The sequence below is a fragment of the Serratia sp. X10 genome (assembly GCF_017811775.1).
In the GTDB taxonomy this organism is placed as follows: domain Bacteria; phylum Pseudomonadota; class Gammaproteobacteria; order Enterobacterales; family Enterobacteriaceae; genus Serratia; species Serratia ureilytica.
The window spans coordinates 405,355-418,239 of record NZ_JAEIOH010000004.1; the positions used below are offsets into that span (position 1 = coordinate 405,355).

Annotated in this window: 9 protein-coding genes; 8 read left to right on the top strand and 1 reads right to left on the bottom strand. The window is 60.3% G+C overall.

The features are described 5' to 3' along the window. Positions 1-17: 17 nt before the first annotated feature. A complete protein-coding gene (locus J9788_RS16225) occupies positions 18-944 on the bottom strand; it encodes a LysR family transcriptional regulator (protein WP_033641820.1) in 927 nt (308 codons plus the stop codon). Between the two features lie 191 nt (positions 945-1,135). Between J9788_RS16225 and pvcA the strand changes: the two genes are divergently transcribed. The 8 genes from pvcA (at position 1,136) to kefC (ending at position 12,867) form a co-directional block, all read left to right on the top strand. Then, positions 1,136-2,104, top strand: a complete 969-nt coding sequence (gene pvcA, locus J9788_RS16230) for an L-tyrosine isonitrile synthase (protein WP_046898102.1) — start codon at positions 1,136-1,138, stop codon at positions 2,102-2,104. A 94-nt stretch (positions 2,105-2,198) separates the two neighbouring features. Continuing rightward, positions 2,199-3,062 (top strand): TauD/TfdA family dioxygenase, encoded by an 864-nt coding sequence (locus J9788_RS16235; protein ID WP_182265273.1) that lies wholly within the window; start codon positions 2,199-2,201, stop codon positions 3,060-3,062. Between the two features lie 25 nt (positions 3,063-3,087). Next, complete coding sequence (locus J9788_RS16240; RefSeq protein WP_182265312.1) at positions 3,088-4,347, top strand: glycosyltransferase; 1,260 nt, start codon at positions 3,088-3,090, stop codon at positions 4,345-4,347. 263 nt (positions 4,348-4,610) lie between these two features. After that, complete coding sequence (gene dapB, locus J9788_RS16245; protein ID WP_182265274.1) at positions 4,611-5,432, top strand: 4-hydroxy-tetrahydrodipicolinate reductase; 822 nt, start codon at positions 4,611-4,613, stop codon at positions 5,430-5,432. A 470-nt stretch (positions 5,433-5,902) separates the two neighbouring features. Next, the gene (gene carA, locus J9788_RS16250; RefSeq protein ID WP_072056070.1) at positions 5,903-7,051 is read left to right on the top strand and encodes a glutamine-hydrolyzing carbamoyl-phosphate synthase small subunit; all 1,149 of its coding nucleotides are present in this window, start codon (positions 5,903-5,905) and stop codon (positions 7,049-7,051) included. 16 nt (positions 7,052-7,067) lie between these two features. Continuing rightward, the gene (gene carB, locus J9788_RS16255; protein ID WP_025301533.1) at positions 7,068-10,292 is read left to right on the top strand and encodes a carbamoyl-phosphate synthase large subunit; all 3,225 of its coding nucleotides are present in this window, start codon (positions 7,068-7,070) and stop codon (positions 10,290-10,292) included. Between the two features lie 171 nt (positions 10,293-10,463). Beyond that, positions 10,464-11,021, top strand: a complete 558-nt coding sequence (kefF, locus tag J9788_RS16260) for a glutathione-regulated potassium-efflux system oxidoreductase KefF (protein ID WP_033641826.1) — start codon at positions 10,464-10,466, stop codon at positions 11,019-11,021. Beyond that, positions 11,014-12,867: a glutathione-regulated potassium-efflux system protein KefC gene (gene kefC / locus J9788_RS16265; protein ID WP_046898105.1), complete on the top strand. Its 1,854-nt coding sequence runs from the start codon at positions 11,014-11,016 to the stop codon at positions 12,865-12,867. Before kefF ends, kefC begins: the two co-directional genes overlap by 8 nt. The last annotated feature ends 18 nt before the right edge of the window (positions 12,868-12,885 follow it).

The window sequence follows — 12,885 nt, forward strand, 5'->3', positions numbered from 1 at the left end:
TGCAGATGTTTCTTATTTTATTCTTGTCGAATCTGTTCTAGGTCGTTTAATCCTTTCTCCTTTAAATAGAGCTTCATATGCTCCAGCAATCGCCGGACTTTTAATGGCTGGATCTCCCGTCGCGGCATAATGGCATAGCAATTAATTTCCGGTAATCGCCAGTCGGGCAATATTTCAATCAGCTCGCCGCTGCGCAACTCTCGCTCGACGTTGGCGAAGAAATTGCGAATGATGCCTTTGCCGGTCAGCGCCAGCTCCTTCATCGCCATGCCGCTGTTGGTGAACAGTCGCCCGGTCATGCGCATGCGGTGCTCGCCGCCGTCGCGATGGATCAGGCGAACAAACTGCGGATTGCCGAGCGGCGTAAAGGTGACCCAGTGATGTTGCGTCAGCGCCTGCGGCGAATCCGGCACTCCGTAGTTCGCCAGGTAGGCCGGGGAGGCGCACAGCACTTCGCGGCAGCGCGCCAGCCGCGTGGAGACGTAGCTGGAGTCAGCCAGCGCGCCGCCGCGTATCGCCAGATCGATGCGTTGCGCGATGAGGTCTATTCTCTCATCGTGGATTTCCAACCGCAGCGTGATGCGCGGGTGTTCGTCGAGGAAGCTCTGCAGCGCCGGCACCAGATAATGGGTGGCGAATTCGGTCGAGGTGGCGACGCGCAGTTCACCGACCAGCTCACCGCGCAGCGCGGCGATCCGCTGTTGCCCGCGCTCGGCGGCGTGGATCATCAGCAGACAATCTTCATAAAAGCACAATCCGGCTTCGGTCAGGCTCAATGAGCGCGTCGACCGCAACAGTAATTGAATACCCAGATGTTCCTCCAGCTGGCGAATATGCTGGCTGACGGCCGATGTTGTCATGCCCAATTCTTTTGCCGCCATGCTGAATGCGCCACAATCGACCACTTTTGAGAAAATGGCCATGCGTTTTAAAATATTGCTCATAGTTTGTTAAGCACAACTTAACCTAGATTGTGAGTTATACGGGCTAATAATATAGCACCATCTTTCCTATATTGCCTGAAGCATATAAACGCCGGGCTGATTATTATTTTGCATGCGCTTTATCTCTTTTTGATAAATCTTATTGCGCTTGCCAATAATACACCCGCGCCACATCGCAACAGGAGCTCATTGTGGATAGCGCACAGAAAAAAGAAGAAATAGCATTAAAAATCCTACGTGAATTATTGCAATATCGACGTCGCCTCATCGCCGACGATGCTTCTCTGGCTGAAGAGGAGCGGCAGGTCACTCAGGTGCAATTGCCGCGCATTCGGGCATTCATTGAAAACGACCAGCGCATCGAATTCGTGCTGCCGGCTTTTCCGACCAAGTCACCCAACACCAACAAGGTGATCGGTGCGGTGCCGGATATGGCGGAGCGGCTGTCGCTGATCTTCCTCAACTCGCTGTGCCAGCGCATTCAACTCTATTACCCGCCGGGCGCGCATATCGTTATCTGTTCCGACGGCCATGTGTTCGGCGATCTGATCCGCGTCAGCGACGAAGCGATCAACCATTATCAACGCGAGATTGAAAGCCTGCTGCATGAAGTGGGCGCAACCCACCTGAGCGTGTTCAACCTCGGCGATGTCAAAGGCCTGGCGGAGCATACCGATGACTACGATCTGCTGCGCCGGCTGTTGGTGGACGGTTATGCCGAATCGGAAGAGGCGATCAAGCGCCAGCTGATGCAGGACGAGCAGGGATTAATGCTGTATCGCGCCATCACGCGCTTCTTGTATGAAGACAGCCTCCTACCGGGCTACAGCGGTTCCAACGCCGCGCTGCAAAAAGACGCCAAACGGCGCGCCTGTGGCGTTATCCAGCGCAGCTGGGCCTGGGGCAACCTGCTGGCCCAGCATTTCCCGGCGGCGATCCGCCTGTCGATTCACCCGCAGCCGGCCGACAGCCTGAAGATAGGCATCCACATGATGCCGACCAAAGACGACTGGCTGACGCCGTGGCATGGCGTGGCGGCCAACGTGAACGGCCAGTTCGTGCTGATGAAGCGTAAAGACGCGCAGAGCCTGGACGGCGAGCTGGTTGAGATCCGCGGCACGCCGAGCCATTACCTGATCGAACAACCTCAGATGGCCTGAGGCCGCTGCAGGCCTTGCGCCCGAAATTCTGACGGGCGCCTTTTTGACGGCACGTTGCCGTGTGAGCAGCACATTCGATGCAAGGAGAATCACCATGAACAACCAACCGCTTAATTGCCACATTCAACCGAACACCCCGTTCGGCGCGATCCTGACGCCGCAGCATCCGGGGCAAAAGGTCAGCGAGCTGCCGGTGGCGGCGCTGCGAGCGCTGGCGCAGGAGCACCACTTGCTGGTGCTGCGCGGATTCGACTCCGGTTTCAGCGAGCCGGAAGTCCTGACTCGCTATGCCGAACAGTGGGGCGAGATCATGATGTGGCCGTTCGGTGCGGTGCTGGACGTGAAGGAACATCCGGACGCCAAGGATCATATCTTCGACAGCAGCTATGTCCCGCTACATTGGGATGGCATGTATAAGCCGACCATCCCCGAGTTCCAGTTATTCCACTGCGTGGCGGCGCCGGCGTCGGACGAAGGCGGATGCACCACCTTCGTCGACACCACGCGCTTGCTGGCCAATGCGGACGAAGCGTTGCTGGAGCAGTGGCTGTCGGTGTCTATCACCTACCGCATCAAGCAGGTGGTGCATTACGGCGGCGAAGTCTGTTCGCCGCTGGTGGTACAGCACCCGAACGGCAGAGGATTGATCATGCGCTACAATGAACCGCCGACGGAGGGAAAAAAATTCCTCAACCAGCACGCGCTGGAATATCACGGCGTGCCGGCGCAGCAGCAGGAACAGTTCCACCGTACTCTGCAGCAGCACCTGTACGATCCGCGTCACTATTATGCCCACCAGTGGCAACAGGGTGACGTGGTGGTCGCGGACAACTTCTCGCTGCTGCACGGTCGCGAGGGCTTTACCGCCCGTTCCGCGCGTCATTTGCAGCGCGTGCATATTCAAAGCAATCCGGTGTGCGCCAATCTGGCGCTGAAGCCGGCCAACGCAGAAGCTTAAAAGGAGCATTATGGCAAGGATACTGATGGCGGCGGTCGCCACTCCGGGGCACGTCTACCCGATGTTAGCCATCGCTCGCCACCTGATCGCCCAAGGGCATCAGGTGAGGGTGATGACCGGCGCGCTGTTCCGCGAACGCGCCGCAGCGGCTGGGGCGAGCTTCGTGCCGTTCGACGCGCAGGTGGACTTCGACTATCGCCACCTGGAGGCGCATTTCCCCGAGCGCGCCGCGCTGCCGCCGGGCAATGCGCAGATGGCGCTGGCGCTGAAAGATTTCTTCGCCGCGCCGATCCCACTGTTGGATCGTCAGCTGCGTGCGGCCATAGCCGCCGAAAAGACCGATCTGCTGATGGTGGAGAACTGCTTCTACGGCGTGCTGCCGCTGCTGCAGTCCGCCGAACGGCCGCCGGTCTTCGGGATCGGCGTCACGCCGCTGTCGTATTCTTCGCGCGACGCCATTTTCTATGGCCCGCGCATCCCGCCGGCGCTGCTGCCGCGGGCGCTGACCCGCGAGCAATTGGTGGATGAAGTGACGCGGGTGTTGCTTGATGAGGTGCAGCAAAGCTTTGATGCCGCGCTGGTGCAAGCGGGCGGGCGGCCGCTGAATCGCCCGTTTACCGATGCGCTGATCGGCGGCTGCGAGCGTTTCCTGCAGTTGGCCACCACGGCGCTGGAATATGAGCGCGACGACCTGCCGAGCGGCGTGCGCTTCGTAGGGCCGCTGCGCAGCGGTGGTCAACCGGCCGCAGAAGAGGCGCTGTGGGAGGAGGACGATCGTCGGCCGCTGGTGATCGTGTCTCAGGGCACGCTGGCCAATGTCGATCTGCATCAGCTGATCGTGCCGACGCTGCAGGCATTGGCGCATCTGCCGGTGCGGGTGTTGGCCACCACCGGCGGGCGGGCGACCGAAGGGCTGATGGACGCGTTGCCGGACAACGCCCGAGTGCGGGCGTTCATCTCCTTCGAACACTGGTTGCCGCAGGCGGCGCTCTTGATCACCAACGGCGGTTACGGCTCGATCAACTATGCGCTGGACAGCGGCGTGCCGCTGATTGTCGCCGGCACCGGCGAGGACAAGCTGGAGGCGGCCGCGCGCGTGGTGGCCGCCGGTTGCGGCATCAGCCTGCATACCAGCACGCCAAGCGCGGAACAAATACTGGCGGCAGCGACGCGCATTCTGCAACAGCCGATCTATCGCCGGCGCGCGGCGCTGGTGCAGGAGGACTATGCTCGCCACGATGCGCTGACGGCGATAGCCAACGAAGTGGCCGCCATTACCGCTTGACCCCGCCGCACTCCGTTCCTCAGGCGCCGTTTTCGGCGCCTTTTTTCTGCATTTTCTTGCAATGAAAACTGCATGATTATGTACAATCGTCACAGGCCGCCAAATCGGTTGAATGTTAATCTCACGACAGCGCCGCTGATGAAAGAAGCGCAATATCATAATTTTCTAATTATGAAATGAATCCTCTGGCGGCGCCGCAGCGGGGCAGTTACCCTGAATCGATAGGTTAATGGGATACGCGTTACATCAAGAAGAGAGCAAGCATGAAAGATTCACAAATCCGCATTGCGATTGCGGGCACCGGCGGCCGGATGGGCCGTCAATTGATCCAGGCGGTGCAGCAGGCGGAAGGCGTGGTGTTGGGGGCGGCGCTGTCGCGCCCGGGATCGAGCCTGGTCGGCGTTGATGCCGGCGAGCTGGCGGGCATCGGCGCGCTGGGCGTCAAAGTGAGTGACAGTCTGGATAAAGTGGCGAGCGAGTTCGATATTTTGATCGACTTCACCCGCCCTGAAAGCACCCTGGGCTACCTGGAATTTTGCGTGGCGCACCATAAGGCGATGGTGATCGGCACCACCGGCTTTGATGACGCCGGCAAACAGGCGATCCGCGATGCGGCGCAGCATATCGGCATCGTGTTCGCCGCCAACTTCAGCGTCGGCGTCAATCTGGTGCTGAAACTGCTGGAGAAGGCCGCGCAGGTCATGGGCGACTATACCGATATCGAAATCGTTGAGGCGCACCACCGGCACAAAGTGGATGCGCCGTCGGGCACGGCGTTGGCCATGGGCGAAGCGATTGCCGGCGCGCTGGGGCGCGATCTGAAAAGCTGCGCGGTCTATGCGCGCGAAGGCCATACCGGCGAGCGCGATCCGAAGAGCATCGGCTTTGCCACCATTCGCGCCGGCGACATCGTCGGCGAGCACACCGCGATGTTCGCCGACATCGGCGAGCGGGTGGAAATCACCCACAAGGCCTCCAGCCGCATGACTTTCGCCAGCGGCGCGGTGCGCGCGGCTTCCTGGCTGCAGAGTCGGGATAAAGGTCTGTTTGATATGCGTGACGTGCTGAGTTTGGACCGGATATAACTAAACTGAATACCATCGTGATGTGGTTGTGTTGATCATAATGCTATGATAATAGGGCAATAATTTTATTGTCCTTTTTTTTAACATGATAAATATCGGTTTGATGTTGTTTCCTTGTCAAAGCTGGTGTTTGTTTGTGTTTATCTTGCTAATTATCTGCTTTTTTTCCACCGCCGGCTTTTTTAGCGTCTTTTTTGGCTCATTCCGACGCCGTTTTCCGTCATTCCTCCCCGCAACCGTTTTCCAGCCCCGGTTTTCTGTGTTTTTATAGCCGCTCAAGCCGCTTGGGCATCGAGAACTGCAAAAATAAAACAAAAAATGGCGGTTTGGGTAGACAAGCGGAACACTCATCATTAAAATGCGCCCAATTTGCCAAAAATTGGCCTCGCGGACGGTTTTTGCATTGATTTAGATCGCGATATCTGAATTAATATGCAAATATTGTGATTGATTATTCCTCGGAGGATGTTTTGATAAAGTCAGCGCTATTGGTTCTGGAAGACGGAACCCAATTCCACGGTCGGGCCATCGGGGCAGAGGGAACGGCAGTGGGGGAAGTGGTCTTCAATACGTCGATGACCGGTTATCAAGAAATCCTCACTGATCCTTCCTATTCCCGCCAGATCGTTACTCTTACTTATCCTCATATCGGCAATGTCGGCACCAATGCTTCCGACGAAGAATCCTCCGCAGTACACGCCCAAGGCCTCGTCATTCGTGACCTCCCGCTGATCGCCAGCAACTACCGCAGTGAAGAAAGCCTGTCCGACTACCTCAAGCGTCACAACATCGTGGCGATCGCCGATATCGATACTCGTAAATTGACCCGCCTGCTGCGCGAGAAGGGCGCCCAGAACGGCTGCATCGTCGCCGCCGATACGCCGGACGCCGCGCTGGCTCTGGCCAAGGCGCAAGGTTTCCCGGGGTTGAAGGGCATGGATCTGGCGAAAGAAGTCACCACTCAAGAGGCCTACAGCTGGCAGCAAGGCAGCTGGACGCTTGAAGGCGATCTGCCGGAAGCCAAGACCGCCGCGGAACTGCCGTTCCACGTGGTGGCTTACGACTACGGCGCCAAGCGCAACATCCTGCGCATGCTGGTGGATCGCGGCTGCCGCCTGACCGTGGTGCCGGCGCAGACCCCGGCCGACGAGGTGCTGAAAATGAATCCGGACGGCATCTTCCTGTCCAACGGCCCGGGCGACCCGGAGCCGTGCGACTACGCCATCGCCGCCATCAAACAGTTCCTGGAAACCGACATTCCGGTGTTCGGCATCTGTCTGGGTCACCAGCTGCTGGCGCTGGCCAGCGGGGCGAAAACCATGAAGATGAAGCTCGGCCACCACGGCGGCAACCACCCGGTGAAGGATCTGGACAACAACACGGTGATGATCACCGCGCAGAACCACGGCTTCGCCGTCGATGAAAACGACCTGCCGGCGAATCTGCGCGTGACGCACAAATCGCTGTTCGACCACACGGTGCAGGGCATTCACCGCACCGACAAGGCGGCGTTCAGCTTCCAGGGGCACCCGGAAGCCAGCCCAGGCCCGCACGACGCCGCGCCGCTGTTCGATCACTTTATCGAACTGATTGAGACTTACCGTTCTAACGCCAAATAATCAGGAGCAGTAAAAAATGCCAAAACGTACAGACATAAAAAGCATCCTGATCCTCGGCGCTGGCCCGATTGTTATCGGCCAGGCATGTGAGTTCGACTACTCGGGCGCCCAGGCGTGTAAAGCGCTGCGCGAAGAGGGCTACCGCGTCATTCTGGTCAACTCCAACCCGGCGACCATCATGACCGACCCGGAAATGGCCGATGCGACCTACATTGAGCCGATCCACTGGGAAGTGGTGCGCAAGATCATCGAAAAAGAGCGTCCGGATGCGGTGTTGCCGACCATGGGCGGCCAGACGGCGCTGAACTGCGCGCTGGAGCTGGAGCGTCAGGGCGTGCTGGCCGAGTTCGGCGTCACCATGATCGGCGCCACCGCCGATGCCATCGACAAGGCCGAAGACCGCCGCCGTTTCGATGTGGCGATGAAGAAAATCGGTTTGGATACCGCGCGTTCCGGCATCGCGCACACCATGGAAGAAGCGCTGGCGGTAGCCGCTGACGTCGGCTTCCCGTGCATCATCCGTCCTTCCTTTACCATGGGCGGCACCGGCGGCGGCATCGCCTACAACCGCGAAGAGTTCGAAGAGATCTGCGAACGCGGTCTGGACCTGTCGCCGACCAACGAGCTGCTGATCGACGAATCGCTGATCGGTTGGAAAGAGTACGAGATGGAAGTGGTGCGTGATAAGAACGACAACTGCATCATCGTCTGCTCCATCGAAAACTTCGACGCCATGGGCATCCACACCGGCGACTCGATCACCGTTGCGCCGGCTCAGACCCTGACCGACAAGGAATACCAAATCATGCGCAACGCCTCGATGGCGGTGCTGCGTGAGATCGGCGTTGAAACCGGCGGCTCCAACGTGCAGTTCTCGGTTAACCCGAAAACCGGCCGCCTGATCGTCATCGAGATGAACCCGCGCGTGTCGCGCTCTTCGGCGCTGGCGTCGAAAGCCACCGGCTTCCCGATCGCCAAGATCGCCGCTAAACTGGCGGTGGGCTATACCCTCGATGAGCTGATGAACGACATCACCGGCGGCCGCACCCCGGCGTCGTTCGAGCCGTCCATCGACTACGTCGTGACCAAGATCCCGCGCTTCAACTTCGAGAAGTTCGCCGGCGCCAACGATCGCCTGACCACCCAGATGAAGTCGGTCGGCGAAGTGATGGCCATCGGCCGCACCCAACAGGAGTCGCTGCAGAAAGCGCTGCGCGGCCTGGAAGTGGGCGCCACCGGCTTCGATCCGAAAGTGAGCCTGGACGATCCGGAAGCGCTGACCAAAATCCGCCGCGAGCTGAAAGACGCCGGTTCCGATCGCATCTGGTACATCGCCGACGCCTTCCGCGCCGGTCTGTCGGTCGACGGCGTCTTCAACCTGACCAACGTCGATCGCTGGTTCCTGGTGCAGATTGAAGAGCTGGTGCGCCTGGAAGAGCAGGTAGCCGAAGCGGGCATCAACGGCCTGGACAAAGACTTCCTGCGCACTCTGAAGCGCAAAGGCTTCGCCGATGCACGTCTGGCCAAGCTGGCCGGCGTCGCCGAGAGCGAAATTCGCAAGCTGCGCCACAGCCACGGCCTGCACCCGGTGTACAAGCGCGTGGATACCTGCGCGGCGGAATTCGCTACCGACACCGCCTACATGTACTCCACCTATGAAGAAGAGTGCGAGTCCAACCCGACCAACGACCGGCCGAAAGTGATGGTGCTGGGCGGTGGGCCGAACCGTATCGGTCAGGGCATCGAGTTCGACTACTGCTGCGTGCACGCTTCGCTGGCGCTGCGTGAAGACGGCTACGAGACCATCATGGTCAACTGCAACCCGGAAACCGTCTCCACCGACTACGACACCTCGGACCGCCTGTACTTTGAGCCGGTGACCCTGGAAGACGTGCTGGAAATCGTGCGCATCGAGAAACCGAAAGGCGTTATCGTGCAGTACGGCGGCCAGACCCCGCTGAAGCTGGCGCGCGAGCTGGAAGCCGCAGGCGTGCCGATCATCGGCACCAGCCCGGACGCCATCGACCGTGCCGAAGACCGCGAACGCTTCCAGCAGGCGGTCAACCGCCTGGGCCTGAAGCAGCCGGCCAACGCCACCGTCACCGCCATCGAGCAGGCGGTCGAGAAGGCGGCGGGCATCGGTTATCCGCTGGTGGTGCGTCCTTCCTACGTGCTGGGCGGCCGGGCGATGGAAATCGTCTATGACGAAACCGACCTGCGCCGCTATTTCCAGACCGCGGTCAGCGTGTCCAACGATGCGCCGGTGTTGCTGGATCGCTTCCTGGACGATGCGGTGGAAGTGGACGTCGATGCTATCTGCGACGGCGAGCGCGTGCTGATTGGCGGCATCATGGAGCACATCGAGCAGGCGGGCGTGCACTCCGGCGACTCCGCGTGTTCGCTGCCGGCGTATACCCTGAGCCAGGAAATTCAGGACGTGATGCGTCGCCAGGTGGAGAAACTGGCGTTCGAGCTGCAGGTGCGCGGCCTGATGAACGTGCAGTTCGCGGTGAAGGACAACGAAGTTTACCTGATTGAAGTCAACCCGCGCGCCGCGCGTACCGTGCCGTTCGTGTCCAAAGCGACCGGCGTGCCGCTGGCCAAAGTGGCCGCGCGCGTGATGGCGGGCAAAACGCTGGTTGAACAGGGCGTGACCGAAGAGATCATCCCGCCGTACTACTCGGTGAAAGAAGTGGTGCTGCCGTTCAACAAATTCCCGGGCGTCGACCCGATTTTGGGGCCGGAAATGCGCTCTACCGGGGAAGTGATGGGCGTGGGCCGCACCTTCGCGGAAGCCTTCTCCAAAGCGATGCTGGGCAGCAACTCGGGCATGAAGAAACAGGGCCGCGCGCTGCTGTCGGTGCGCGAAGGCGACAAGGCTCGCGTGGTCGATTTGGCCGCCAGTCTGCTGAAGCAGGGCTTCGAGCTGGACGCGACCCACGGCACAGCGGTGGTGCTGGGCGAAGCGGGCATCAACCCGCGCCTGGTCAACAAAGTGCACGAAGGGCGTCCGCACATTCAGGATCGTATCAAGAACGGCGAGTACACTTACATCGTCAACACCACGGCAGGCCGTCAGGCGATTGAGGACTCCAAGCTGATTCGCCGCAGCGCCCTGCAGTACAAGGTGCACTACGACACCACGCTGAACGGCGGCTTCGCCACCGCGATGGCGCTGAAAGCGGATCCGACCGAGCAGGTTACATCGGTGCAGGAAATGCACGCGCGTATCGGTAAGTAACCGCGCGAGAATGCCTACGCCAGGGCGCTGCAGATGCAGCGCCCTTTTTTATTCAGTGAATTTGTAGGCTGGCGTTAAAAATTTCCGCTATCAATCAGTGGGCAAACTGTCACTCTGTGTGATTGGTATATGCTTGGTGTATTGGCAAGGAACGAAGGAACGACGATAACAATGATTCTGATAATTTATGCTCACCCGTATCCCCGGCATTCGCATGCCAATCACCGCCTGCTGCAGGCGGTGAGGGATCTTCCCGAGGTGGAGGTGCGCTCGCTGTATGAGCTGTACCCCGATTTCAATATCGATATCAACGCCGAACAACAGGCGCTGGAGCGCGCCGACATGGTGGTGCTGCAGCATCCGATGCAGTGGTACAGCTTCCCGCCGCTGTTGAAGCTGTGGATTGACAAAGTGCTGGAGCACGGCTGGGCCTATGGCCACGATGGCAACGCGCTGGTGGGGAAAGACTGTCTGTGGGCGGTGACCAGCGGCGGTGACGAGCACCATTTCGAACTGGGCGATTTTCCCAACTTCGCCGCGCTGGCGCAGCCGCTGCAGGCCACGGCGATCTATTGCGGCATGAACTGGCAGCCGTACTTCGCCCTGCACAACACCTTTACCTGCAATGAACCGGCGCTGATCGCCGCCGGCGAAGCCTACCGGCAGCGGTTGGTCGACTACCTGATGGAACATGCCGAAGCGGAAACCCGGGAGGCCAGCCATGGATAACCACCACATGATGATCGAGGGGCTGATCTATCTCGGTTCCGCCGCGCTGTTCGTGCCGATTGCGGTGCGCCTGGGGCTGGGTTCGGTGCTCGGTTACCTGATCGCCGGCTGCATTATCGGCCCCTGGGGGCTGAAGCTGGTGTCGGATGCCGAGTCGATCCTGACCTTCGCCGAGATCGGCGTGGTGCTGATGCTGTTTATCATCGGTCTGGAGCTGGATCCCAAACGGCTGTGGACGCTGCGCGCCTCGGTTTTCGGCGGCGGCAGCATTCAGATGGTGGGCTGCGGCCTGGCGCTGAGCGCCTTCTGCTACTTCCTCGGCCTCAACTGGAAGGTGGCGCTGCTGATCGGTTTGACGCTGGCGCTCTCATCGACCGCCATCGCCATGCAGGCGATGAGCGAACGCAATTTGACGCCGTCGCCGATCGGCCGCAGCGCGTTTGCGGTGCTGCTGTTCCAGGATATTGCGGCGATCCCGCTGGTGGCGATGATCCCGCTGCTGGCCAGCAGCGGCGCCAGCACGACGCTGGGCGCTTTCGTACTGTCGGCGGCCAAAGTGGTGGGTGCGTTGACGATGGTGGTGCTGCTTGGCCGCTACGTCACCCGCCCGCTGCTGCACTTCGTCGCCCGTTCGGGCATGCGCGAGGTGTTCAGCGCTGTGGCGCTATTCCTGGTGTTCGGCTTTGGCATCCTGCTGGAGATGGCCGGGTTGTCGATGGCGATGGGGGCGTTCCTCGCCGGGGTGCTGTTGGCGAGCTCGGAATACCGCCACGCGCTGGAGAGCGATATTCAGCCGTTCAAAGGGTTGCTGCTGGGGCTGTTTTTCATCGGCGTTGGCATGTCGATCGACTTCGGCACGCTGTTCCATCATCCGTTGCTGATCGCCTCGTTGCTGCTGGGCTTTATGCTGATCAAGGCGGCGTTGCTGTGGCTGATCGGCCCGCTGCTCGGGGTGCCGAAGCGCCAGCGCGGCCTGTTCGCCATTCTGTTGGGGCAGGGCAGTGAGTTCGCCTTCGTGATCTTCAGCGCCGCGCAGCTGGCCGGCGTCTTGCCGGTTGAATGGGCCAAGTCGCTGACGCTGGCGGTGGCGCTGTCGATGGCGGCCACCCCGCTGCTGTTGGTGATCGCCGCGCAGCTGGAAAAAAATGCGCCGAAAGAGGATCGCCCGGCTGATGTCATTGATGACGAGAACGCCAGCGTGATCATCGCCGGCTTCGGCCGTTTCGGCCAGATCGCCGGTCGTCTGCTGTTGGCCAACGGCGTGCACACCGTGGTACTGGATCACGATCCGGACCATATCGAAACGCTGCGTAAATTCGACACCAAGGTGTTCTACGGCGACGCCACGCGCGCCGATCTGCTGGAGGCGGCCGGCGCCGCTCACGCCAAGGTGCTGATCAACGCCATCGACGATGTGGAGGACAGCCTGGCGTTAACCGAGCTGGCCAGGCAGCACTTCCCGCATCTGAAAGTGGTGGCGCGGGCGCGCGACGTCGATCATTGGTATCAGTTGCGGCAGCTGGGGGTGGAAAAACCGGAGCGCGAAACCTTCGAAAGCTCGCTGCGCGTCGGCCGTGAAACGCTGGAGCTGCTGGGGCTGGACGCCTATGAGGCGCGCGAGAAAGCGGATACTTTCCGTCGCTATAACCTGAAGATGCTGGAAGATACGCTGGATAATTACCAGGATACCGAGTTCCGTATCGCCAGCCTGCAGCGGGCCAAGGAGATGCTCAGCGCGGCCATCGAGCAGGATCAGAATCGGCTGGCGCGGGTACAGCAGACCGGCTGGCGCGGCAGTATCGACGGCAAGGCGCCGGAAGACGAAGTGGTGGAAGCCAAAGGATAAGGGGAGGGGCGCCGTGAT